We start from the raw sequence: 24,559 nt of genomic DNA, 5'->3' as shown, positions 1-24,559 counted from the left end.
CATGGATAAAAGAAAACCAACTATTCAGAATATTGAAGTGAGTGACCACACCGCGGAGCTGTTGCTGCGTGTGGATGCTGACATCTTAGATTTCCAAGGTCATTTCAGTCACTTTCCTCTTTTACCCGGCGTCACTCAAATTGATTGGGCGCTGTTCTACGCCGTTCAACATTTGAATACTCCCAAGGTATTTAAAGGAATGGAAGTCATCAAATTTCAAGAGCCGATTCTGTCAAACGCCGACGTTTGTCTCTCACTCTCTTGGGACAATGAGCGCGAGAAATTGACCTTTAAGTACACATCGAAAAACGGTGAAACCTTGGTGACTCACTCTTCAGGCAAAATGAAACTGGGTGAGTCACGTGAGTGATTACCGTCCCTGCTTTTTAATTCCTTGCTACAACCACGGCAGCACAATTGCAGACGTGGTTGCATCGTTATCCTCTTTCGATTTACCAGTGCTGGTCGTGGACGACGGCAGTAATGAAGACACCAAACAAGCACTTTCAGCGTTGAGTGAGCAAGGGCTGATAAAACTGATTAGTTTGAGTGAAAACCAAGGCAAAGGTGGCGCGGTGATGGCTGGCCTACATCAAGCTCACCAACTTGGTTTTACGCACACCATTCAAATCGACGCAGACGGTCAACACGACCTAGAAGCACTACCCAAATTGCTCAGCGCCAGCGAAACAAAACCAGATAACCTGATTTCTGGCCAACCGATATACGACGAAAGCGTACCTAAATCCCGTTTGTATGGTCGCTACGCTACGCACATTTGGGTGTGGATAGAAACCTTGTCACTGTCTATCAAAGACAGCATGTGCGGTTTTCGCGCCTACCCAGTGGCGAAAACGGTCGCCGTGTTGAACAAGTACAACATCGGCAAACGCATGGATTTTGATATCGAAATTCTGGTGCGAATGTACTGGGAAAGCGTCGATATTGATTTTGTTCCAACGCGCGTGATCTACCCTGAAGGTGGCATTTCCCACTTCGACGCATTGTGGGATAACGTCAAGATAAGCTGGATGCACACTCGCCTATTTTTTGGCATGTTGCCGCGCATTCCTTCGCTACTCGCCAGAAAGCGCCGTCACACAGACGACAGCAATGCCCACTGGTCGAAACGAAAAGAACAAGGCACGATTTTAGGCATCAAAACCTTGCTCGCGGTTTACCGCTTGTTCGGCAGAAAAGCGTTTGACCTGATTTTAAAGCTAGTCATGCGCTACTACCACTTCACGGGTAAATCAGCCCGCGAAGCGTCTGAGATTTACCTGCAAAACTTGCAGCGCTACGCAGCGCAGCAGAACATCGCACTACCAAAACAGTTGGACAGCTATCATCATCTGCTTTCTTTTGGGCGAACCATGCTCGACAAACTGGCAGCATGGCAAGGTGACTTTAATGTCGACAACCTAACCATTCACGGCCAGCATCATTTCGAAGAGATGGCGCAGAAAAAACAAGGCGTGCTCATTTTAGGCTCACACCTTGGCAATATCGAACTCTGCCGCGCGCTTGGTCGTCGACACTCTCATGTCAAAATCAACGCCTTGGTATTTACCCAACACGCTGAACAATTTAATGCGGTAATGAAGGCGGTAAACCCAAACTCGGAACTGAATTTGATTCAAGTCAGCTCAATGGGACCAGACACCGCGATTCTGCTTCAACAAAAAATCGAGCAAGGCGAATGGGTGGTGATCGTTGGCGATCGCACTTCTACCAGCAAAGAAAATCGTGTCGTTTGGGCAGATTTTCTTGGTAAACCAGCGCCATTTCCGCAAGGCCCATTCATGCTGGCCTCGGTATTAAAAGCGCCGGTTTATCTACTCTTCGGCCTACGCGACGATGAAGCAAACACTCCGCATTTTAATGTGTACTTTGAACACTTTAGTGACCAAATCACGCTACCGCGCAAGGAGCGTCAGCAGGCACTAGAACACGTTGTTCAACAGTACGCACACAGATTAGAACACCACACACTGCAAGCGCCGTTACAGTGGTACAACTTTTTTAACTTCTGGACTTTAAGTAATCAGCCACATGACAAACAACAATAATCACAACATCACTTTTGGTGCACAATCTTTAACCATCGAAGATGTCGTTGCCATTGCTCAAGGTGCAAAGGCAAACATGAACACCTCGCCAGAATTTACCGCGAAAATTGATCGTGGCGTGGCGTTTCTGGAACGATTACTGAAAGAAGAAGGCGTTATTTACGGCGTGACTACGGGTTACGGCGATTCATGTACTGTGGCGATTCCACCCGCTCTTGTAGATGAACTTCCGTTGCACCTTACGCGCTTCCATGGCTGTGGCTTAGGTCAAATCCTCTCTCATGAGCAAGCTCGCGCGGTGTTGGCGACACGTTTATGTTCATTGTCGCAAGGCGTATCTGGCGTGTCTCACGATCTGTTGAACCAAATCGTTACGCTTATCAACCACGACATTGCGCCGCGTATTCCACAAGAAGGCTCGGTGGGCGCAAGTGGCGATTTAACGCCTCTGTCTTACCTAGCGGCGACCTTAATTGGCGAGCGTGAAGTGCTTTACAAAGGTGATGTGCGACCAACACAAGAAGTGTTTGCAGAGCTGGGCATAGAGCCAATTCGCCTAAAACCAAAAGAAGGTTTGGCGTTAATGAACGGTACTTCCGTGATGACTGCACTCGCCTGTCTTGCCTACAAACGCGCAGAATACCTAGCGCAGCTGTGCACCAAGATTACCGCAATGGTCTCTGTGGGTATGCAAGGTAATGACTTCCACTTTGATGAAGCGTTGTTTGCAGTAAAACCTCACCCTGGTCAACAGCAAGTTGCAACTTGGCTGCGTGATGATCTCAATGCTGAGCGTCCGCCACGCAATAGCGACCGACTGCAAGATCGTTACTCACTGCGTTGTGCGCCACACGTGATTGGCATGGTGCAAGACTCACTGCCTTGGCTACGTCAATTGATTGAGAATGAACTAAATAGTGCCAACGACAATCCAATCATCGATGGCGACAACGAGCGCGTTCTGCACGGCGGTCACTTCTACGGTGGTCATATCGCAATGGCGATGGATACGTTGAAAGTGAACATTGCCAACTTAGCTGATTTGCTGGACCGTCAGATGGCGCAACTGATGGATTACAAGTTCAATAACGGCCTACCGTTTAACTTAACCGGTGCAGAAGGCGAGCGTAAACCGATCAACCACGGCTTTAAAGCGGTTCAGATTGGTATCTCAGCTTGGACGGCAGAAGCGTTGAAAAACACCATGCCAGCGAGCGTTTTTTCTCGCTCAACCGAATGTCACAACCAAGACAAAGTGAGCATGGGCACCATTGCGGCTCGTGATTGCCTACGCGTACTTGAGTTAACAGAGCAAGTTGCTGCGGCTTCACTCCTAGCAAGCGTTCAAGCGGTTGAGATTCGTCGTCGTCATAACGAATTGGACGAACACCACATGAGTCAGAGTTTACGAGTAATTCGTGACGCCGTACTGAGCGAGTTTGAATTTGTGATTGAAGATCGCCCATTGGAACAAGATTTGCGTCATTTCATTGAACGCATTCAGCAACGTCATTGGCCACTCTACGCGGAGGTATAATGCAAGAGCAGGTTCTCTACCCATTAGAAGCGGAGGTGACTATGGTCACCTCATTCCAAGATGCTGACCCGATGGGCGTGATTTATCACGGCAACTTCTTTCGATATTTTGAAGAAGCGCGTCGTGTGCTGATGGAGAAGATCCAATACAGCTATCGCGATATGCAAGACTCTGGGTACATGTGGCCGATCATCGATACGCGCGTTAAATACGTGAAGGCGATTCCGTTTAATCACACCATTCGCATTACCGCGCAACTTACTGAGTGGGAAAACCGCTTACGTGTGGATTACGTGATTTACGACGCCGAAACGAATCAACGTATGTGCAAAGCGCATACAACGCAAGTCGCCGTATCCATTGAAAAGCAAGAGATGTGCTTTGTTTCTCCAGCAATCTTTTTAGATAAAGTAGAGCAATGGCACAACCATGGGAGCCTGAACTAATGCAAAAGTGGTTACTCTCTTTTTTGTTGATATTTTCTGTTCCAGCACTGGCCACACCGACAGCAAACGTAACGGATTTGGCATCGCTTCAACAGCAGTTGTCTCAGCATGAAATCGTACGCGGAGATTTTACGCAGCAGCGTCATTTGGAAATGTTCAGTCAACCTCTAACCTCTAAAGGTCAGTTCACACTGAGCAAAACACATGGCTTGTTGTGGCAACAAACAGAACCTTTCGCAGTCAATTTGGTATTGACGGAAAACAAACTTCGTCAAACTTTTGCCGACCAAGCACCGAAAACGATCTCTGCACAAGAAAACCCAATGGCGTTCTACTTTAGTCATGTGTTTTTATCCGTGTTCCACGGGGATACTTCTGCACTGCAAGAACAATTCACACTCGATTTTTCAGTTGAGAACAATCAGTGGCAGCTCGTTTTAGTGCCAAAACAGTCACCATTAAATGCGGTGTTTAAAGCCATCACCCTTTCCGGTAAAACGCATATTGATCGCCTAACCCTGCAAGAGCTGCGCGGCGATAAGACTGAAATCACGTTTACGAACCAGACCTCTCTACCTCAGGAACTCACGGATGCCGAAGACGCTCAATTCCGTTTCTAAACTCAGTCTCAGCACTCACACCTTTGCTATTGTTTGGCTCAATCTCGTTGTTTTAGCGGGCGCGTTGCTACTCAAACAATGGGTTTGGAGTGCAGAATCTCCGATTGAGACCAACATATTAAAACTGCTGCCGAAGAACCAACAAAACCCAGTGGCTGAACAAGCCTTTGAGTCGGTCTCGGCAAGTATGAGCGACAAAGTCATTTTCGTGATCACAGCGCCAGACAAAAATGCCCTTTTTGCAGCGGCTGCAGAGTTTGATAAAGGGTTACGCCAAAGTAATCATTTTCGCGATGTGGTGGGAAAAATCTCACCTCAAGAGCAGCAAGCTTGGGCGAGTTACTACTTTAAGCACCGCTTCCAATTGCTGACGCCTGAACAACGAGAGCGTTTAAGCCAAAATCCAGAACAGCAAGTGCAGCATGTGATTCAGTCTCTGTACAACCCGTTTTCTGGGGTGACTGGGCAAGAGTTACAAAATGACCCTTTCTTGCTATTTCGTGATTATTTAAGCCAAGTTACCCAGCAATCGTCCTCTTTCCGATTGGATAACGGCTATCTGTCCGTCGAAAAAGACGGTGCTCAATACTTGCTTATTACTGCCGAACTAAAAGACTCGCCTTATAGCCTAACGGGGCAGCTTGCAGTCCCTGATATTCAAGCGCTAGGACAAAGCGTCGCGCAGAAATATGGCGCTGAAGTCGCACATACTGGCGTTCTATTTTACGCCGACTTTGGTACGCAAAGTGCCAAATCGGAGATCAGTACCATCGGTGTGTTCTCTCTGCTCGGTATCATTGCATTGCTCGTGTTGGTCTTTCGTAGTGTGATGCCACTGTCTCTGGCACTGCTTTCCATCACCATTGGTTTGCTCGTTGCTTTGTCCGTTACGACGTGGATTTTTGGAAAAGTCCATCTGTTCAGCTTAGTGTTTGGCGCAAGTTTAATCGGCGTGTCTATCGACTACGCATTCCACTACCTAACCGAACGCCTTGCGGCGGGAAATGAATGGGATAGCGAGCAAGGGTTAAAGCATATTTTCATAGCTATCACACTTGGCTTAATCACCAGTTTGATAGGCTATTTGGGCATGTTAGTGGCACCGTTTCCTGGTTTGCAGCAGCTTGCGCTGTTTTCATCCATTGGTCTGATTGCCGCTTACATCACCGTGGTGGCTTGGTATCCGATACTGGCTCGTACCCCACCGCGCACCATTTCGAATTTACCGGGACAATCACTGTTGGCGAAATGGTTAACGCTTTGGAATCAACCTCGAATTAAAGTCGGATTACCGACATTATGTGTGGTTGCGAGCGGCTTTTTCTTGCTGCAATTGAACTACGATGACGACATTCGTCTGCTGCAAACGATGCCGAACGATCTCAAGCAGCAAGAAACCTTGATTACGACGCTCAGTGGCATGCAATCTTCGCAGCAAATGTTGATCGTTACCGCCGACGATGACGAAAACCTAATGAAAAAGCTAGAGTCTTTGACGCCAACATTAGAAGCGTGGAAAACGGACAGCACCATCGAAAGCTACCAGAGCCTGAGCCGCTACTTGAGCTCAGTGGAACGTCAGCAACAAGACTATCAATTGATTTGCGATCTTTACGCGACGCAATCCAGCCCACTTGCATCCGGACTGCGCTTAAATAAAAAGCCGAAAATGGACGCCGACTTTATCCCTGTCACGGTTGATCAGTACTTGCAAAACCCAGTATCAGCGCCTGTGCGTTTTCTCTATTTGGGTAAAATTAAAGGAAAATCGGCAACGGTAGTGGTGTTAAACCAATTGCAAGACTCCGCCGTTGTTAAGTCTTTTGCCAAATCGCAGCCTGACGTTGTCTACCTAAACAAAGCAGAAGAAATCTCCGCCCTATTTGGTGAATACCGAATCAAAATCATGGAGCTATTGGTAGCCGCCAGTGCTGTGATCTTTCTGGTGTTAATCAAGCGGTACGGTCTGCAACACAGTTGGCGAGTTTTACTGCCATCATTGATTGCTTGCGCGTGCGGTCTGGCAACTGCTGTCGCGATGGGAACAACATTAAACCTGTTCAACTTGCTTGGCTTGGTGCTCATTCTTGGTATCGGGATCGATTACACTCTATTCTTTGCCGAGAAAGCGCGCAGCGTGAGCACACTATTGGCGATCACCCTTTCGGCAATAACCACTGTGCTGTCATTTGGATTGCTGTCACTAAGCCAAACTCACGCGATTCACAGTTTCGGCATTACGGTGTTAAGTGGTATTTTTGTCGCTTGGTTGCTCTCTCCGATTGCAATTAAAACAGAGGAAACGACGTCATGATTTTTAACCATGCTTTTCGCTGCGCGACGTTAATCGCACTGAGTCTGTTTTTAAGTGCATGCAGCTTGGTACCTCACCAATCGACACCTCAAGTCGATATTGCTGAGAACACCCAAGTTAACTTACCGACTCCAGCCAGCTTGGGCTATCAGTTGACGGCCAGCCAATTGATTACGGCCTCTTGGGTAATTGATGGCAAACCCACATCTGAGCAACTTCCAGTGCAACTGCAAGTGACCAACAACGAAGTGGTACTGGCAGGCTTCTCATCTTGGGGGACGCGAGTGCTCTCGTTGTCTTACGATGGAGAACAAATCCAAACCGAAGTACTCAACGGTTTGCAAGGTACGCTACCGCAGCCAGAACAGGTATTATTTAACCTGATGATCACGCTCTGGCCGAGTTCCGCTTGGGAAGGATCGTTAAATGAGGTAAGGTGGCAAATGATTGATAAAAATAATTCTCGCGCCATCTTTGATAGTGACGGTGAAAAGATCATTGAGATTCAATACAGTTCTTCTAACAAATTAGAGGGTAAGATTGATTTTCACCACCTCAAGCATCAGTTTTCAATTTCTATTCAGACACTGCAACATCAGATTAATTAAGAACAATTTAGAACAACAATATGCCTAATCGCTCTCCTCAACCTTTGTATATTCAGGCCTGTGGTTTCCACTCCGCAATGGGACAAGATGACGCCATCATCCACCAGTGTTTATCGGGAGCGAAACCATCCAACATGGTGGTTGACCAAGACATTTTGAATTCAGGCCGACAAACAGTAATCGGTCGAATTGCACAGCCGTTACCGCAATTACCACCAGCTTTCAGCCGGTTTGATACAAGAAACAACCGCCTCGCACTTTCGGCTTTGCAGCAAATCGAAAGCGACGTTCATAACGCCATTGCTGTATATGGCCGTGACCGTATCGCGGTCGTGATCGGCACCAGCACATCTGGCATTTCAGATGGCGAAATCGCGTTTGGAGAGAAGCTGGCAAACGGCGAGTTTCCTGCCGACTACCATTACGCCAAACAAGAGCTTGGCAACTGCAGCGATTTTATTGCCGCCTACTTTGATTTGAGCGGCCCACATTACTCAGTTTCAACCGCTTGTTCTTCTAGTGGTCGTGTTTTTTTAACCGCGCAACGCCTGATTCGCTCTGGCATTGTTGATGCAGTCATTGTGGGTGGCGTGGATACCATTTGTCGCCTAACGCTAAACGGTTTTAACGGTTTAGAAGCCCTATCCGATACCCTTTGCAAGCCGTTTGACCAACATCGCAACGGCATCAATATCGGTGAAGCCGCAGCATTAATGTTGCTAAGCAAAACACCCGCGCCTGTTGCCCTTCTCGGAGCTGGCGACAGCTCAGACGCACACCACATTTCCGCACCACATCCAGAAGGGGTAGGCGCAGAGGAAGCGATGAAAAAAGCGTTGGCCAATGCAGGACTTACAGCGCAAGACATTGGTTACATCAACGCGCATGGTACAGCAACGCCGTTAAACGATGCGATGGAAAGCAAAGCCATTCATCGCTGCTTTGGTGACTCCGTCCCTGTGAGCTCTACAAAGCCACTTACCGGACACACATTAGGCGCTGCAAGTGCAACGGAAGCCGCTATCGCTTGGCATATTCTCAAGTACAACCTTGACTTGCCAATGCAACACTGCGAAATCAAGGCAGACGATATCCATATATCGTTAGTTGAGACGCCAACCAAACTTGGCAACAAAGCGATTCTCAGCAACTCTTTTGCTTTTGGTGGCAACAATATTAGTCTTATTTTTGGTTACGCTCATGACTAAACTTCCTCCCATCGAACAACTTTTGCCACACGACAAACCAATGATCTTGGTTGATCGTGCTATGGATATTCAACAAGATACGATTCACTGCCAGGTTGATATCGCAGGACACAACCCGTTCTTCGACTCGGCATCACACACCGTGCCAGCTTACGTTGGCATTGAGTTTATGGCGCAATCGGTCGCGGCCTGGTCTGGTTACCACGCATTAATGAAAGAACAAGCGCCACCAATTGGCTTTTTGCTTGGTAGCCGTCGATACACGTCTGAATGCGATGCGTTTTCTCGCGGACAAATGCTCGATGTGTATGCCGAAAAAGTCATGGAAGATAACGGTATGGCGGTATTTTCTGCCCGTATTGAGCTACAAGGAACTGTTGTAGCGACTTGCCAATTGAACGTTTACGTTCCATCAGAAGAAAAATTACAAGAAATGAAAATCAGGAGTCAACAATGACCCGACAAGTCCTCGTTACAGGTGCCAGCAAAGGCATCGGTAAAGCCATTGCCGTTCAATTAGCCAAAGATGGTTTCCAAATCATTGTCCATTACATGGGCGATCAACAAGGCGCACAAAATACCCTAGACACCATCGAACAACATGGTGGTAGCGGTCGTCTTATCCAATTCGACATCAGTGACCGTGCAGATTGTCGTGAGAAGCTAGAAGCCGATATCGCCGAACACGGCGCTTACTATGGCGTCGTAAACAACGCTGGCATCACAAAAGATACCGCTTTCCCTGCGATGACCGAAGAAGAATGGGATGGTGTGATTCATACCAACCTAGATAGCTTCTACAACGTTCTTCACCCTTGTGTTATGCCAATGGTGCAAAAGCGTAAAGGTGGTCGAATTGTTACCCTTGCATCAGTATCTGGCCTGATGGGTAACCGTGGTCAAACCAACTACAGCGCAGCAAAAGCGGGCGTAATTGGTGCAACAAAATCACTCGCACTTGAACTGGCAAAACGCAAAATCACCGTTAACTGCGTTGCACCGGGACTTATCGACACAGGCATGGTAGACGAACACGTAAAAGAACACGCGATGCCGCAAATTCCTTTGCGCCGCATGGGAGAACCAGAAGAAGTCGCTGGTTTAGTCAGTTACCTTATGTCTGACATCGCAGGCTATGTAACTCGCCAAGTCATTTCGGTAAACGGAGGCCTAGTATGAACCGTCGAGTCGTTGTAACCGGAATGTCGGGCGTGACTGCGTTTGGTAACGATTGGCAATCTGTCGAGCCAAAACTGCGTGACTGCCAGAACGCGACGCAATACATGCCTTCTTACGAACAGTATGATGGTTTGAACACCAAGCTCGCGGCACCAATTTTAGATTTTGAACTGCCAAAGCACTACAAGCGCAAGCAAGTACGCGGCATGGGGCGTGTTTCTAAATTGGCGACCGTCGCAACAGAAAACGCACTGAGCCAAGCAGGTTTGATTGGTAACGACGTACTCACCAATGGCCAAACGGGTATCGCATACGGCTCATCAACAGGCAGTACTGACGCAATCGGCGCATTTGGTGTCATGCTGAATGAGAAAACCACTAAAGCGATCACCGCAACGACTTACGTGCAGATGATGCCGCATACGACGGCAGTGAACGTTGGTCTATTTTTCGGTTTGAAAGGCCGAGTGATCCCAACCAGCAGTGCATGTACCTCTGGCAGCCAAGCAATCGGCTACGCCTACGAAGCGATCAAACACGGCTACCAAACGGTCATGGTTGCTGGTGGCGCTGAAGAATTGTGCCCAACGGAATCCGCTGTCTTCGATACCCTTTTTGCCACCAGTCTGAAGAATGAAGACCCGAAAAGCACACCAAGACCTTATGACTCCGATCGCGATGGTTTGGTGATTGGTGAAGGTGCGGGAACGCTGGTTCTGGAAGAGTACGAACACGCCGTCGCTCGTGGCGCGAAAATCTATGCAGAAATCATCGGTTTTGCCAGCAACTGTGATGCCGCACACGTCACTCAACCACAGATGGAAACCATGCAAATCTGTATGGAAATGGCTTTGCAAAACGCGGGCATTCCTGCTGAGAAGATCGATTATGTATCAGCTCACGGCACTGCCACCGACCGCGGCGATATTGCAGAAAGCAACGCAACAGCGAATGCTCTGGGCAAAGTGCCAATAAGTTCACTCAAGAGCTACTTTGGCCACACACTAGGCGCGTGTGGCGCAATTGAAGCGTGGCTAGGTTTAGAAATGATGCACACGGGTTGGTTCAACCCAACGCTCAACCTAGAAAACCTCGATGAGCAATGTGGCGATTTAGACTACATCGCTGGACAAGGCCGAGAGCTGGACGTGAAATATTTGATGAGTAATAACTTCGCCTTTGGCGGCATCAACACCTCCATCATCTTTAAAAAGATGTAATGCCCTTAGTAAACAAAAAAGCGCTGGTTAACCAGCGCTTTTTTGTTAGTTGAAGGCAACTGAACGGTGCTTACAACGATAGATATCAGCAGAAACAGATGTTGGAGTTTGTCCTTCAGACTCAATAATATTAGTCACATGATATCGATTGCCACCCGCCATGTAGACTTGGTTAGACAACTCATCAAAAAGAGAGCCCTTCTGGCTTTCTGATACAACTTTGTTTCCAATCACTTTGCATTCATTGTTTTCGACTTCAGCAAACGAGATGGGTTGAACTTCATTTGCACCCGGTAGTAGTTTAACTTTCTCTGCTTCTGAGCTGATGTTGGCAACCTGACAATCATAAAGCTCTGCAACAACACTAGATGGGCGTCCACGGCTAGTATCTAGAACGGTTGCAATATGGTATCGGTTTCCGCCAGAAGCGTAAGTTTGATTCTTAAGCATACGATCCACATTGTTTGGATGAACATCCTCGATCGTGTAAGAGTCAACCATTCTGCAATTAAGGTTTTTAATTGCAATATCAGTAATTGGGGTGATATTTGTTGCTTGGGGTAAAACACGAACTTTGCGTGTAACACATCCACTTAAAAGAGTAACAATCAATGCAGTAAAAATTAGTTTTTTCATGAGTTGGAGCATCAAAAATAAAGCTAGTGTAAGAGAGCTAAGTTAATAAGTTTAAGACAAGATCGACAAAGCCCCGACAACTCAAAGAGTTATCGGGGCTTTTAGAATAAATGGCACGCCCTATTGGATTCGAACCAATGACCACATCCTTAGAAGGGACGTGCTCTATCCAGCTGAGCTAAGGGCGCGCTACAGGGACAGGATTATACGAGTTCAAACGGGTAAATCAACGGGTTTTCATAACATTCTGATCTGAATGCCTAAAAAAAGTCCATCAAAACGCTTAATGTTCAAAAACACCACAAGGCAAACGTTTGCGTATGGATGTTAATTAGAATTTCTGCGACAATGCGCCGCAGATAATTTGCCTTCTTAATTTATAAGGAAAGTCATGACTGCTCAAAATATAGACGGAACTCTCATTTCCCAAACTGTTCGATCCGAAGTTGCAGCACGTGTTAAAGCTCGCGTCGCAGCAGGTTTACGCGCTCCTGGCCTAGCAGTTGTTCTGGTTGGTGAAGACCCAGCATCTCAAGTTTACGTGGGCAGCAAACGCCGCGCTTGTGAAGAAGTTGGCTTTGTATCCAAGTCGTTTGACCTTCCGGCTTCAACATCTGAAGAGGAACTGCTTGCTCTTATTGATGAGTTGAACAACGACAACGAAATTGACGGCATTTTAGTTCAGTTGCCACTTCCTGCTGGTATTGATACCACACACGTTCTAGAACGTATTCATCCAGAAAAAGACGTGGATGGCTTCCACCCTTACAACGTTGGTCGTCTTGCGCAGCGTATTCCTAAGCTTCGCTCTTGTACGCCTAAAGGCATCATTACCCTACTCGACCGTTACAACATCGAGCTTCGTGGTAAACATGCAGTTGTGGTTGGCGCATCAAACATTGTTGGTCGTCCAATGACACTTGAGCTGCTGCTTGCTGGTTGTACAACAACGACATGCCACCGTTTTACCAAAGATCTAGAAAGTCATGTACGTCAAGCTGACGTTGTTGTGGTCGCGGTAGGTAAGCCAAACTTCATCCCTGGCGAGTGGATTAAAAAAGGCGCAGTGGTTGTCGATGTAGGCATTAACCGCCTTGATTCAGGCAAGCTAGTGGGCGATGTGGAATACGACAAAGCACGCGAAAGCGCGAGCTTCATTACCCCGGTTCCTGGTGGTGTTGGCCCAATGACCGTAGCAAGCTTGATTGAGAACACGATGTTGGCTTGCGAGCAGTTCCATACTGAACAATAACATCAATCTTGAGATACGAAAAAGGCTCCGCAAGGAGCCTTTTTGCTAATTTTAGATATCTATTTCAATTACAGACTTAAAATCACACCCGCAATAGAAGCACTCATCAAGTTCGCCATAACGCCGGCAATAATCGCGCGGAAACCATGCTTAGAAACAAATGCACGCTTCTCTGGTACCAAAGAACCCAATCCGCCGATCAGCATTGCCATACTAGAGATGTTTGCAAAACCACACAGTGCGAAAGTCACAATAGCCTGAGAATGAGCACTTAACTGAGATTTCACTTCTGCTAGTTGGATGAAAGCAACAAACTCGTTCACCACAATCTTGTTACCGATAAGCGAGCCCGCCGTAATCGCCTCTTCCCATGGCACACCTAACAACCATGCGACAGGTGCAAATACGTAGCCTAAGATAAGCTCAAAGCTTAGTGGCGTACCAATAAGGTCTCCAACCCAACCTAGCATGCCGTTCAGCAACGCGATTACGCTGATGAACGCTAACAACGTACCACCTACAGACACAGCGATACGAACACCCGCCATTGCGCCATCGGCTAACGCTTCAACCACGTTAGTTGCGCGTGGAATTTCCACTTGGCTAATGTCGATATCTGGTGCTTTGTTCACATCTTCTGGCATGAGAATTTTCGCCATCAACAAGCCTGCGGGCGCAGACATAAAGGCAGCAGCGATAAGGTAGTTAAGATCAACACCCAACGAGGCATAACCTACCAACGTACCACCAGCTACTGATGCCAAACCACCTGTCATTACCGCAAAGAACTGCGAATCAGTCATGTGCTTTAGGTAGGGTTTCACCATAAGTGGCGCTTCGATAGTGCCGACAAAAATGTTCGCCGTTGCAGACAAAGACTCAGCACGACCAATGCCAAGAAGCTTTTGAATACCACCACCAATGAAGTTGATAACTTTTGGCATCACACCAATGTGATAAAGACCGGAGATAAGAGAGGAGAAGAAAACGATGATACCCAGTACATTGATCGCAAAGGTGAAGCCCCCTGTCGCCAAATTACCGAATAAAAACGCGATGCCTTCTTGACCGTAGTTGATCAAATTCGACACGACGCTGCTTACTGAATTCAGCGCATCTCGTCCTGCTGGTACATATAAAACCAACAATGCAAACAGCACCTGTAAAGCAAACGCAAACGCCACTGTTCTCAGCTTTATATTTTTTCTATTTGTAGAAAGTAGCCATGCTACGAATAGTATGGCTACGATACCAATAATTGAGTTCATAAAATGAATCCGACAGAAGGGGGATATGGAAGGCACCGGATTGTATAGCGGACTCAAAATGGCGCAAGTTGAGGATGTTAACAGTGTGAAAAGTTCAAGCGAACAATAATTAACCACACAAATAACTAATTGAATTTGTTATAGATAAACGTTTGCTTGGTTTTATTATTTCCATATGGAAAAGATGTTTCTAGATTTGGAAAAATTTTGTGAGACAAATCACCTTATACAACCACTGAATAGTCGAAAAATGTTTTGCTTAGAGAAAATCGACCAGAAACACCTCTTGAACGTTATTAATGAATCTACTTGGGAATAGAGATGTAAGGTGCGAGGCGCTGATCCCAGTGACACGGGTTGCCAATTTTCTGTTTAATAAAGTTGATAACGGCTGATATTTTTTTCGGCATGTGCTGACGACTCGGGTACACCGCATAAAATGGCATCGACTGGCTCGCTTTCCAGTCTGGCAATAGTTGAATCAACTTACCCGTTCTGAACTCATCACCAAGCAAATACGTAGCGAGATACGCAATCCCCCATCCAGCAATCGCAGCGTCACGTACGGCTTCTGCTAAATCGACAGAGTAGTTGCCGGAGACTTTTACGTTGAGCTCTTGTTGTCCCTTGGTAAATGCCCATCCTGTGTAATCACGCTCCCAACTGCGATAGATCAAGCAGTTGTGCAAAGACAAGTCGTTCGGCTCAGTCGGAGTATCATACTTAAGCAAATAATCCGGCGATGCTGCCACCACAAACTGGCAGTCCGTCAAACGCTGCGCAATGTAGCCCTCTGGTAGGTGCTCATTGTTTGTTACCCACAGATCGAGCCCTTCCGCCAGCATATCGACCTTGTAGTCAAACAAATGCACTTCCACTTGAAGCTGTGGATACAACTCACGCAGCTCTTGAATCGCAGGAATGATGTGCAGCGTTCCAAATGATTGAGATAACCCGAGGCGAACCAACCCAGCCACTTCATCCCTTTGGCTTTCCATTTCTAACGTCGCACTACTCACCGCCTGCACCACTTGTTCACAATGATGATAAAACGTTTTTCCCGCTTCGGTAGGCGTAAAACTACGCGTGGTGCGTTGAACAAGCTTGATGCCAAGAGATTCCTCTAACTGACTAAGCTGTTTGCTGACGTGAGATACTGACACTCCAAGGCTTTTCGCCGCCGCAGTAAAGTTTTTATGTTTGATCAATGCAGAAAAGATCACCATTTGCGCAGCACGTTCAGATAACACGCAGTACCTCGATAAGAATGTGGGAAAAACAAAGGGCTCCGAAGAGCCCCTATAAAACAGTATTTACTAACGAACTAGAATGAAATGCGATCAGCGAGATGGCTGACGGCAAGCGCGAAGTAGTAAGAGCGGTTCCACTTCATCAGTACGTTATAGTTATTGTAAACCAGATACGTACGACCGTTTTCATCGTCAGGCATGATAAGCCATGCTTGGATATCTTCATTCAATTTAGGTAATGGACTGCCATCGTACTTCGTGATGCCAAGTTTACTCCATTCCTGAAGATATTTGCCTTTTTCTGCCCCGCGTCCTTCTAGGTTACGATCAATCCCTTTCGGCACTTTCACTTGGCGTCCCCAAGTAAACTTATCGTCCCAGCCAGACTCGCTCAAGTAGTTAGCGGTAGATGCAAACACATCCGTTTCTGATTGCCAGATGTCTTTTTTTCCGTCTCCGTTACCATCGGCGGCAAAACGCAGGAAAGAGCTTGGCATAAATTGACATTGTCCCATCGCACCAGCCCAAGAACCTTTAAAATTATCTAGCTCGATATGGCCTTGATCAAGGATTTGCAGCGCCGCCATGGTCTCTTTGCGGAAAAATTCTTCACGACGACCTTCAAATGCCATCGTCGACAACGCATCAATTACGCGGAAGTTACCCGTAAACTTGCCAAAGTTACTTTCTACACCCCAGAGCGCAACAATAAAGCGAGGTTGCACGCCGTATTGATCGCCTATGCGCTTAAGCTCCACATAGTGCTCTTTGTATAGTGCTTTGGCTTGCTTTACTTTCCACTCAGGGACTGCACGAGGAATGTATTCATCCAACGTCAGTTTTTTCTCTGGTTGGTTGCGGTCTGCTGTTACTGCTCTCGGCTTGTATTCAACATTTGCGAAAGCGGCACTGATTACCTGCTCTGAGATACCTTGGTTACGCGCTTCTGCACGCAATTTATCTAAGTATTCTTCAAAACCCTCGCTACTTGCAAAGGCTGAGGTACATACGCCAACGCTAAGCATTGTAGCCAGTATTTTTTTCATATTGCCCTCCTTGAGCAAGGCAGAAGTCTCAGAAAGAAGCCGAGTTACTGTTCGTTCTTTTGCTGAGCTTTTTGTTCTTTGTACTTTTCTAATAGGTTTTCCGGCGGTGGAGGAACCTGCAGAAAGAAGCCATCATTTTGTAATGAAGCCTTCACTTTTTCGATATCTACTTGTGCCAATTTACGACCATCAAGTTTAATCGTCATGACAGGAATAGGCTTACCGAACATCTGCATTAAGGTGTCAGGAACCTGTGAAAAATCATCCTTTTTCGGGATATAGAGATAAGTACCTTCTTTTTTCGAGCTTTTATAAATAGAACAAAGCATGACACGCCTTTTATGCTGATTTACCCGCTTTGAATGCGGATTGAGTTGAAAACGTAAAATTCTCGCAAACTTAATTGCAAATTTGAGATTAATTCGCCTATTTGCCTGCTAGAGAACTTGCTGCGTCAAAGGATGAAATATAACATGACAGACCTAGTTTAAGGCAACGCTCTTTCAACAGAGGCAAGAAGTCCACGATGACCCATTCACCAGACCTTAAAGGTAGCAGTTTTACTTTGTCAGTTTTACACCTTTCTGACAATGAGATCGCAAATACTGTCGAATTTTTGCAAGAAAAAGTTTCTCAAGCACCTTCTTTCTTCGCATCCGCGCCTTTGGTAATCAATATAGCAAAAGTACAAGGCGACATTGATTTCCCTGCGCTTAAACAAGGCATCGCAGATGCTGGGTTTATTCCAGTCGGTATAACGGGCAGTAAAGACAAACGTGTACAAAACCTTGCCTCAGAAGCTGGCTTCGCCATCATGTCTGCAAGTAAATCACCTAGCCAAGCTCCAGCGAAAATGGCGCCGACTAAAGTTGTGCGTACGCCTGTTCGTTCTGGTCAGCAAATTTACGCAAAAGACGGTGATTTAGTCGTACTAGCGCACGTAAGCGCTGGCGCAGAAGTGATTGCAGATGGCTCTATTCATATTCATGGCACCTTGCGCGGCCGTGCTATTGCAGGCGCAAGTGGTCAGCAGGAAGCGCGTATTATTTGCCACGATTTACAAGCTGAACTGGTCTCCATTGCGGGCGATTACTGGTTAAGCGATCAAATTGAGAGTGAGTACTGGCAAAAGAAAGTGATGATCAGTAAAGCCGAAGAATCATTACATTTAGAAGTACTCGCGATTTAGTCTAAAAAGGAAAAAAAATGGCACGCATTATTGTAGTAACGTCTGGTAAAGGTGGCGTTGGTAAAACCACTTCAAGCGCAGCCATCGCCTCTGGTCTTGCTCTGAAAGGGAATAAGACCGCGGTGATCGATTTCGATATCGGCTTGCGTAACCTCGACCTAATCATGGGTTGTGAGCGCCGTGTAGTTTATGACTTTGTGAATGTCATTAACGGCGAAGCGACATTAAACCAAGCGCTAATCAAAGATAAGCGCACAGACAATCTTTTCATTCTTCCAGCATCCCAAACTCGTGACAAAGATGCGCTAACGAAAGACGGCGTGCAACGAGTTTTCACTGAGCTAGATGAAATGGGCTTTGATTTCATCATCTGTGACTCACCAGCAGGTATCGAGCAAGGCGCGCTCATGGCGTTGTACTACGCAGATGAAGCGATTGTAACGACTAACCCTGAAGTATCTTCAGTACGCGACTCAGACCGCATTCTAGGCATCCTAGATTCTAAGTCTCTACGCGCTGAACAAGGGCTAGAGCCAGTGAAGCAACACCTTCTACTTACACGTTACAACCCTACGCGTGTAAACCAAGGTGAAATGCTGAGTGTGGAAGACGTAGAAGAAATCCTACACATCCCACTATTGGGCGTGATTCCTGAAAGCCAAGCGGTACTTAACGCATCAAACAAAGGTGTGCCGGTCACATTCGACGAAAACACCGATGCGGGCATGGCGTACTCTGACACCGTTGATCGCTTACTAGGCAATCAAGTTGAATTTCGTTTCCTTACTGAGGAGAAGAAAGGACTCTTTAAACGACTGTTCGGAGGCTAGACATGTCACTATTAGAATTTTTCCGCCCGCAGAAAAAAACGTCTGCAAGTCTGGCGAAAGAGCGCTTACAAATCATCGTGGCTGAACGCCGCAGCCAAAATGACCCTGCGCCTTCGTACTTACCTCAGCTTAAAGAAGACATTCTGAAGGTGATCAGTAAATACGTAGACATTGACCCGAACATGGTTGATTTAACCTTTGAGCATAAGGATGACGACATTTCTGTACTTGAGCTCAACGTGAAACTGCCTGACGACGAGAAGTAAGGCTTTATTCTCAACGCAATACGCAGCGCACAACAATGTACGTGTCGAAAAAAGGTTGACCATTTGGTCAACCTTTTTAGTTTGCGCTTATTTCAACGCCTTATTCATTTTTTCGCCCAATAACTCTAGACGCCAACCTTGCATAACATCAGGCAAGCGCGCAGGGTCACGATCCTTCTTCCACACCCAACTGATGAGCTGGTTAATCTGCTTTTTCGATGCTAAAAACTCGGTCGCTAACCCTGATTTTTGCGCAGCACTTTTCACGACATCTTTCATGTTTTTGAAAACCTGCTTATAGCCAGGGTAATCCATCAGGCGATCAATTTTAGCTGGGTATTCTTCTGGTGGCGTTTGCTTAGCCTTTTTCACGATGGCCGCAATTTTAGTACCGTGACGATTGACCGCGCGGCTATCCATCCCTTCCGCTTCCATCTTTTTAAAGCTTGTTAAACCTAAACGAGCAACCGTTAGCAAATCACCCTCTTTGAAGATGAAGTTTAGTGCTAAATCGCGCTTGATTGCTTCACGATAACGCCAAGTCGCTAGCGGCTTTAACACAGCTAACTCTGAAGGTTTAAGTTGCCACGCTCCTTTAATATCAAGGTACGCATTTTCTTCGTTGGTTTCGCGAATGCGTTTGGAAACCAACAAGTCGCTCTCTTGCTGCACCGCTTCCCACCAACCAGCTTCAGTGACTTTATCGAGCAATTTTTCGTAAAGTGGCAACAAGTAGTGAACGTCTGCCGCAGCATAATCAAGTTGCTTTTGCGTGAGAGGACGAGCCATCCAGTCGGTGCGAGATTCACTCTTGTCCAACGCAACACCTAAGTATTCTTCCACCAGCGTTGCAAAACCTGTTGACAGCCCGTGGCCAAGAAACGCCGCCATTAACTGTGTATCGACCATTGGAAATGGCGTACAACCAAATGCATTTTGGAATACTTCTAAATCTTCGCCACAGGCGTGAAGCACTTTAAGTACCGAAGCATCTTTCAATAGTTCGATGAAAGATGTCATGTCCGTTAATTCTGTCGGATCGATAAGGGACAAGTGCTTGCCGTCGAAAAGCTGAATCAAACCTAGTTGCGGATAAAAAGTCCTGATACGTACGAACTCGGTATCCAGCATTACGACATCTGCGTCTCTTGCTTGAGCACAAACTTGTTCTAGGTCTTTGTTTTTAGTAATAATCTGATAATTCACATGCTTCTCGCTATAAAAAATGCCAGCAAAACGCTGGCATTCTATCATTTTTTAATTCTGGCGACTCAACGAAATCGGCTTACGCGCTTTTCTTTGCCAGTTCTGCGTCGTTCTCTTCACGAAGTACACGACGTAAGATCTTACCTACGTTGGTCTTCGGTAAGTCTTCACGGAACTCAACCAGTTTTGGAACCTTGTAGCCCGTTAGATGCTGACGACAGTGTGCAATCACTTCTTCTTTGGTTAAGCTCGGGTCACGTTTTACAACGTAGATCTTCACCAACTCACCAGACACTTCATGCGGTTGACCAATAGCAGCCACTTCAAGAACTTTGCCGTGCAGAGCGACAACGTCTTCGATTTCATTCGGGTAAACGTTGAAGCCAGAAACCAAGATCATGTCTTTCTTACGGTCAACAATGTGCAGGAAGCCTTCGTCATCAAACTTAACGATGTCACCCGTTGATAGCCAACCGTCTTCGTTAATGGTGTCTTTGGTTGCTTCCGGACGTTGCCAGTAACCTTGCATTACTTGAGGGCCGCGAACTTGTAGCTCACCTGTACCAGTATTTGGCAGTACATTGCCTTCTTCATCAACCATACGAACTTCTGTCGAAGGAACTGGCAGACCGATAGAACCGTTGTACTCAACCAGGTCATGCGGGTAAGCCGCAACTAACGGTGAACACTCAGTAAGTCCATAACCTTCAAGCAGGTAGCAGCCTGTGGTCTTCAGCCATTTCTCAGCAACAGCACGTTGAACTGCCATACCACCACCAACAGCCAAGCGAAGATTACTGAAGTCCAACTCATGGAAATCTTCATTGTTCACTAGCGCATTGAATAAGGTATTCACACCTGTGATCGCTGTGAATTGGTACTTTTGCAGCTCTTTTACAAAGCCGGGAATATCACGCGGGTTGGTAATCAGTAAGTTACGACCGCCCATTTCGATAAACAGCAAACAGTTCACTGTCAGTGCGAACACGTGGTAAAGCGGCAATGCGGTTACCACTAATTCACGACCTGGAGAAAGTACAGGACCGTAAGCCCCTTTCGCCTGAAGCACGTTCGCAATCATGTTGCGATGCGTTAGGATTGCACCTTTTGCGACACCCGTAGTACCACCAGTGTATTGCAGAAATGCAATATCATCACCAGACATAAACGGCTTCACGTATTGCAGACGACGACCTTTGCGCAGCGCTTTACGCATTGAAATTGCGCCCGGTAGATCGTACTTAGGAACCATGCCTTTTACGTATTTCACCACGAAATCGACAATCGTACCTTTCGCACGTGGCAGCATTTGGCCAAGGCTAGTTAGCACCACGTGTTTCACAGGTGTGTTATCTACGATTTGCTCTAGTGTATTGGCAAAGTTAGACACAATCACAATCGTCGTGGCACCAGAGTCGTTCAATTGGTGTTCAAGTTCACGAGGAGTGTAGAGAGGGTTTACGTTTACAGCGATACAACCTGCACGCAAAATACCAAACAACGCTACTGGGTATTGCAGTAGGTTTGGCATCATCAGAGCAACACGGTCACCCTTTTGCAATTTCAGTTCGTTTTGCAGGTAAGCGGCAAATGCGCGGCTACGCTCTTCCAACTTGCGGAAGGTCATCACCGAGCCCATGTTCATGAATGCTGGCTGGTCTGCATACTTTTGTACAGACTGCTCGAACATTTCTACCAAAGACTCATATTGCTCTGGATTGATGGTTTCAGGTACGTCACTTGGATAACGTGAAAGCCATGGTTTATCCACGATGTTACTCCTCGTTTATAACTGGCTAAAAAATAGCGTCCTTTTTATTTTGAGGGCTATTACAGCACAGCGAACGTGCTTGAGCACGCAACTCTCAAACACTTGTTTAAATTTTGTTAACTACACCAAGAATTCGCTTTGCGACTTCGAGTATTTGCTCTAAATGGCAGTGATGACCACCTGCGACAGAAACCACTTGCGGTGGATTCTCTCCCCAATCAACTTGGTTAGATGGTAAATGCTGAAATCCTTGATCGCCTAATACGATCAGATGAGGACAACGTATTTGACTGGTGATCGAATTCGCATGCTCGCGAGCCATGCGGTAAAGTGAATCACACTTTAACTTGGCATCATGTCGCCAGTACCATTTATTGTCGCGATACTCAGTCCCTCGCTCCACAATGGGCAAAAGCTGATCAGCACTCAATTGGTTGGCTTGCATGCGCAATTTTAACGCCAGATCGAAAGATGCCAACGCACGCTCTGGTTTGTTTTGCTGTCGGATTCGACTTAACACACCATTGCGAAGACGCTGTAAACTATTTGAAGGAGATTCCGTTAAAGGGCCCGTACCTTCAATCTGCACTAATGCTTCGACCTGTTCAGGAAACGCTGCACTATAGCAACTTGCGATTAAAGCACCAAGAGAATGCCCCACTAACATGAGTCTGTTTGGCGATAATTCGTCCAATAACTGATACATATCGGCAATGTAATCATGAAAAGGGTAATAATTGTCGCGGGATTTGTGACTGGATAAGCCGTGGCCAAAATGGTCGACAGCTAACAAATGCAGCTTCGGGTTCAATTGATGAATTTGCTCCATCAACGCTTTGAAGCTTCCGGCATTATCTAGCCACCCATGAAGAAAAACGACTGACAAGTCAGCCGTTTTTTCATTACCTATTTCAAGGGCAGCCATTTCTCCCGTTGGGAGAGTAAATCGGCGCTCATGCATCTGGTTTATTTCACCTGTTTGATTACTTTACCATCTTGTGGAAAATCATTACGCAGCATGCGGCAGTTGATGGAATAACATGGATAGAAATACGTAGGAGAGTCATACATTCTCACTCGTTCTTCAATCTTCCACAGGCGATACCCCTGCCCTTTTACTAATGGGAATACGTACTCATGCTCTCCGATTTTGCCTTCTTCTTCACCGGCCCCTTTGCCCACAATGGTCACCAAACGGCCTTGGCTAAATGCAACGGGTTCTAAGTAGCCATCAAAATACACGGCGAAACGACCCGTAGGCTCTTGGTCAATATCAGGTTTGCCAGATTTATTGATAGGTAGATTGACGATCTCTAGGCGTGTTTTGTCTTTGAAGTTGTCCACTTTCGCAATGATACCGCCGAGGCGAACATCATTCGTGACCTCTCCTTGAGACTCAGCAAAGGCCTTATAGTCGGTAACGACTTGCTCTGTACTAGCGTTCAACTCTTCAGGAAGAGAGCTGCATGCAGACAAGCCAAAAGCGGCAACCAAAACCAAAAACAACCGTCCAAAAACCTTCATAAACCACCATTTAATCTATTAATACCAATTCGAGGAAATTCATACATAGATATCGACACCCAGTAGCTGAGCCAGTTCCTCTTTTTTTGCTCGATTCATGACGTCCATGTACTGCTCCATGGCTTTGCGAGCATTACCTTCCGGCAAATCATATTGTACTTGAGCACGATGAATTTGGGACTCATCAACTTGTTTTATGGAATGCGCGACTGCGTTTGCCACCTTTGAAGGTTGACCAACAGACTGCTTATTTTGAGCTTTCTTTACCTGCCCTTTTTTACCCACTTTATTGGTACGGTTGGTACCAGGTATCAGTGAAGGAGGTAAACCATTAATCGACGCCATAACGCTCCATAAAAAGACAGGGCTACCGCCCCGTCTTTATTTTTTTCCTAATTATTCGCGGCCTGGAAGCTTCTTCCAAGTCACGTTATCACGCAGGTAAACCGGGCTAGATTCTTCAACAGGCACCGTATTGCCTTTTTCTAGTTCTTGCTTAGCTAAAATCACAATGTCTTGTGAGTCAGGGTACAATACCTCACTGTCTGCAGTGTTAAACGGCAGGCCCGCCAGTTCTTCCTGATATGCAGACCAACCTGTACCAGCTGTTGTCCACGTTTTAGAGTCAGCTTGTGCTTCTTCCGCCAAACGAGCTGGTGGAATCACACATTCTTCATCAACACCCATCCATTCGCCGTTTTCTTGGCGAGAATAACGTGCCCAGTAAACTTCGCTCATGCGCGCATCAATCGCTACAGCAACATCAGTTGCACCATGCAGGCGGTAGCTTGCTTGTGCCATCGCAGCCAATGTTGAAACACCAATCATCGGCAGTTCTGCACCAAATGCTAGGCCTTGAGCGATGCCAATACCGATACGAACACCAGTAAAGCTGCCAGGGCCACGGCCAAACGCTAGTGCATCCAAGTCTTGTAGAGTTAGACCCGCTTCTTTCAGCACTTCGTCAACCATTGGCAGCACTTTTTTCGTGTGGTCACGAGGTGCCACTTCGCTGCGTGAAATCACTTGGTCATTAACCAGTAGTGCAACTGAACAGTTTTCAGTTGCGGTATCGATAGCAAGAATTTTTGCGCTCATTTAACTCTCTAAAACTCTATTT

At 46.6% G+C, this 24,559-nt stretch carries 26 protein-coding genes and 1 tRNA gene; 15 read left to right on the top strand and 12 right to left on the bottom strand.

Going from position 1 to position 24,559, the window contains the following annotated elements; all coding sequences use genetic code 11:
• Nucleotide 1 precedes the first annotated feature (1 nt).
• Genes ACF8EG_RS14210 through ACF8EG_RS14160 form a run of 11 tightly spaced genes read left to right on the top strand, consistent with a single transcriptional unit; the run spans nt 2 to nt 11,201 of the window.
• On the top strand, nt 2–370 hold the full coding sequence (locus ACF8EG_RS14210; RefSeq protein WP_069507274.1) for a 3-hydroxyacyl-ACP dehydratase: 369 nt from the start codon (nt 2–4) through the stop codon (nt 368–370).
• Nucleotides 363–2,069, top strand: coding sequence for a glycosyltransferase (locus ACF8EG_RS14205; RefSeq protein WP_069507320.1), 1,707 nt, complete (start codon nt 363–365; stop codon nt 2,067–2,069). The genes ACF8EG_RS14210 and ACF8EG_RS14205 overlap by 8 nt, the downstream gene beginning before the upstream one ends.
• Nucleotides 2,053–3,606, top strand: coding sequence for a histidine ammonia-lyase (hutH, locus tag ACF8EG_RS14200; protein ID WP_053319020.1), 1,554 nt, complete (start codon nt 2,053–2,055; stop codon nt 3,604–3,606). Before ACF8EG_RS14205 ends, hutH begins: the two co-directional genes overlap by 17 nt.
• Nucleotides 3,606–4,052 carry a thioesterase family protein gene (locus tag ACF8EG_RS14195; protein ID WP_025631406.1) on the top strand — a complete coding sequence of 149 codons (447 nt, stop codon included), beginning with the start codon at nt 3,606–3,608 and terminating at the stop codon, nt 4,050–4,052. Before hutH ends, ACF8EG_RS14195 begins: the two co-directional genes overlap by 1 nt.
• Entirely contained in the window at nt 4,052–4,672 is a 621-nt protein-coding gene (locus ACF8EG_RS14190) for an outer membrane lipoprotein carrier protein LolA (RefSeq protein ID WP_017819935.1), read from the top strand. Before ACF8EG_RS14195 ends, ACF8EG_RS14190 begins: the two co-directional genes overlap by 1 nt.
• Nucleotides 4,644–6,986, top strand: a complete 2,343-nt coding sequence (locus tag ACF8EG_RS14185; RefSeq protein ID WP_069507276.1) for an MMPL family transporter — start codon at nt 4,644–4,646, stop codon at nt 6,984–6,986. Before ACF8EG_RS14190 ends, ACF8EG_RS14185 begins: the two co-directional genes overlap by 29 nt.
• Nucleotides 6,983–7,594, top strand: coding sequence for a DUF3261 domain-containing protein (locus tag ACF8EG_RS14180; RefSeq protein WP_025631409.1), 612 nt, complete (start codon nt 6,983–6,985; stop codon nt 7,592–7,594). Before ACF8EG_RS14185 ends, ACF8EG_RS14180 begins: the two co-directional genes overlap by 4 nt.
• A 20-nt stretch (nt 7,595–7,614) precedes the next feature.
• Nucleotides 7,615–8,802, top strand: a complete 1,188-nt coding sequence (locus ACF8EG_RS14175) for a beta-ketoacyl-[acyl-carrier-protein] synthase family protein (protein ID WP_069507278.1) — start codon at nt 7,615–7,617, stop codon at nt 8,800–8,802.
• A complete protein-coding gene (locus ACF8EG_RS14170) occupies nt 8,795–9,259 on the top strand; it encodes a hotdog family protein (RefSeq protein WP_025631411.1) in 465 nt (154 codons plus the stop codon). The genes ACF8EG_RS14175 and ACF8EG_RS14170 overlap by 8 nt, the downstream gene beginning before the upstream one ends.
• A complete protein-coding gene (gene fabG / locus ACF8EG_RS14165; protein WP_017448727.1) occupies nt 9,256–9,981 on the top strand; it encodes a 3-oxoacyl-ACP reductase FabG in 726 nt (241 codons plus the stop codon). The genes ACF8EG_RS14170 and fabG overlap by 4 nt, the downstream gene beginning before the upstream one ends.
• Nucleotides 9,978–11,201 (top strand): beta-ketoacyl-ACP synthase, encoded by a 1,224-nt coding sequence (locus ACF8EG_RS14160; RefSeq protein ID WP_021452981.1) that lies wholly within the window; start codon nt 9,978–9,980, stop codon nt 11,199–11,201. The genes fabG and ACF8EG_RS14160 overlap by 4 nt, the downstream gene beginning before the upstream one ends.
• Before the next feature lie 45 nt (nt 11,202–11,246).
• Here the strand turns inward: ACF8EG_RS14160 and ACF8EG_RS14155 are convergent, their stop codons facing one another.
• Together ACF8EG_RS14155 and ACF8EG_RS14150 are read right to left on the bottom strand one after the other, a co-directional pair.
• Nucleotides 11,247–11,837, bottom strand: a complete 591-nt coding sequence (locus ACF8EG_RS14155; protein ID WP_023624128.1) for a membrane lipoprotein lipid attachment site-containing protein — start codon at nt 11,835–11,837, stop codon at nt 11,247–11,249.
• 111 nt (nt 11,838–11,948) lie between these two features.
• A tRNA-Arg gene (locus ACF8EG_RS14150) sits at nt 11,949–12,025 on the bottom strand.
• A 203-nt stretch (nt 12,026–12,228) separates the two neighbouring features.
• Here ACF8EG_RS14150 and folD point away from each other — a divergent pair.
• Entirely contained in the window at nt 12,229–13,089 is an 861-nt protein-coding gene (gene folD, locus ACF8EG_RS14145) for a bifunctional methylenetetrahydrofolate dehydrogenase/methenyltetrahydrofolate cyclohydrolase FolD (protein ID WP_005460545.1), read from the top strand.
• Between the two features lie 68 nt (nt 13,090–13,157).
• Here the strand turns inward: folD and ACF8EG_RS14140 are convergent, their stop codons facing one another.
• From ACF8EG_RS14140 to ACF8EG_RS14125, 4 genes are all read right to left on the bottom strand, one after another.
• Nucleotides 13,158–14,357, bottom strand: coding sequence for a NupC/NupG family nucleoside CNT transporter (locus tag ACF8EG_RS14140; protein ID WP_005479028.1), 1,200 nt, complete (start codon nt 14,355–14,357; stop codon nt 13,158–13,160).
• A gap of 305 nt (nt 14,358–14,662) precedes the next feature.
• A complete protein-coding gene (locus ACF8EG_RS14135; protein ID WP_005460577.1) occupies nt 14,663–15,607 on the bottom strand; it encodes a LysR family transcriptional regulator in 945 nt (314 codons plus the stop codon).
• 74 nt (nt 15,608–15,681) lie between these two features.
• Nucleotides 15,682–16,653 carry a lytic transglycosylase domain-containing protein gene (locus tag ACF8EG_RS14130; RefSeq protein WP_069507280.1) on the bottom strand — a complete coding sequence of 324 codons (972 nt, stop codon included), beginning with the start codon at nt 16,651–16,653 and terminating at the stop codon, nt 15,682–15,684.
• Nucleotides 16,654–16,697: 44 nt separating this feature from the next.
• Nucleotides 16,698–16,982, bottom strand: a complete 285-nt coding sequence (locus tag ACF8EG_RS14125) for a YcgL domain-containing protein (protein ID WP_005460544.1) — start codon at nt 16,980–16,982, stop codon at nt 16,698–16,700.
• A 197-nt stretch (nt 16,983–17,179) separates the two neighbouring features.
• Here ACF8EG_RS14125 and minC point away from each other — a divergent pair, with 197 nt between their 5' ends.
• Genes minC through minE form a run of 3 tightly spaced genes read left to right on the top strand, consistent with a single transcriptional unit; the run spans nt 17,180 to nt 18,938 of the window.
• Nucleotides 17,180–17,842, top strand: coding sequence for a septum site-determining protein MinC (gene minC, locus ACF8EG_RS14120; protein WP_011105734.1), 663 nt, complete (start codon nt 17,180–17,182; stop codon nt 17,840–17,842).
• Between the two features lie 17 nt (nt 17,843–17,859).
• Nucleotides 17,860–18,672: a septum site-determining protein MinD gene (gene minD, locus ACF8EG_RS14115; RefSeq protein WP_005458081.1), complete on the top strand. Its 813-nt coding sequence runs from the start codon at nt 17,860–17,862 to the stop codon at nt 18,670–18,672.
• Between the two features lie 2 nt (nt 18,673–18,674).
• Nucleotides 18,675–18,938 (top strand): cell division topological specificity factor MinE, encoded by a 264-nt coding sequence (gene minE / locus ACF8EG_RS14110; RefSeq protein WP_005458079.1) that lies wholly within the window; start codon nt 18,675–18,677, stop codon nt 18,936–18,938.
• A gap of 87 nt (nt 18,939–19,025) precedes the next feature.
• Here the strand turns inward: minE and rnd are convergent, their stop codons facing one another.
• The 6 genes from rnd to tsaB form a co-directional block, all read right to left on the bottom strand.
• Nucleotides 19,026–20,144, bottom strand: coding sequence for a ribonuclease D (gene rnd / locus ACF8EG_RS14105; protein ID WP_021447616.1), 1,119 nt, complete (start codon nt 20,142–20,144; stop codon nt 19,026–19,028).
• Between the two features lie 79 nt (nt 20,145–20,223).
• The gene (gene fadD, locus ACF8EG_RS14100; protein ID WP_005455511.1) at nt 20,224–21,915 is read right to left on the bottom strand and encodes a long-chain-fatty-acid--CoA ligase FadD; all 1,692 of its coding nucleotides are present in this window, start codon (nt 21,913–21,915) and stop codon (nt 20,224–20,226) included.
• A gap of 106 nt (nt 21,916–22,021) precedes the next feature.
• Nucleotides 22,022–22,876, bottom strand: a complete 855-nt coding sequence (locus tag ACF8EG_RS14095; protein ID WP_005478778.1) for an alpha/beta fold hydrolase — start codon at nt 22,874–22,876, stop codon at nt 22,022–22,024.
• A 5-nt stretch (nt 22,877–22,881) separates the two neighbouring features.
• Nucleotides 22,882–23,439 (bottom strand): Slp family lipoprotein, encoded by a 558-nt coding sequence (locus tag ACF8EG_RS14090; protein ID WP_005496050.1) that lies wholly within the window; start codon nt 23,437–23,439, stop codon nt 22,882–22,884.
• 39 nt (nt 23,440–23,478) lie between these two features.
• The gene (locus ACF8EG_RS14085) at nt 23,479–23,784 is read right to left on the bottom strand and encodes a hypothetical protein (RefSeq protein ID WP_005478797.1); all 306 of its coding nucleotides are present in this window, start codon (nt 23,782–23,784) and stop codon (nt 23,479–23,481) included.
• Nucleotides 23,785–23,835: 51 nt separating this feature from the next.
• A complete protein-coding gene (gene tsaB / locus ACF8EG_RS14080; protein WP_015296403.1) occupies nt 23,836–24,537 on the bottom strand; it encodes a tRNA (adenosine(37)-N6)-threonylcarbamoyltransferase complex dimerization subunit type 1 TsaB in 702 nt (233 codons plus the stop codon).
• Nucleotides 24,538–24,559: the final 22 nt, after the last annotated feature.

The sequence above is a fragment of the Vibrio sp. YQ_11 genome, assembly GCF_043103065.1.
Lineage (GTDB): Bacteria > Pseudomonadota > Gammaproteobacteria > Enterobacterales > Vibrionaceae > Vibrio > Vibrio parahaemolyticus.
Note: the sequence above shows the minus strand (reverse complement) of the source record. Positions and strands in the feature narration are given on the sequence as shown.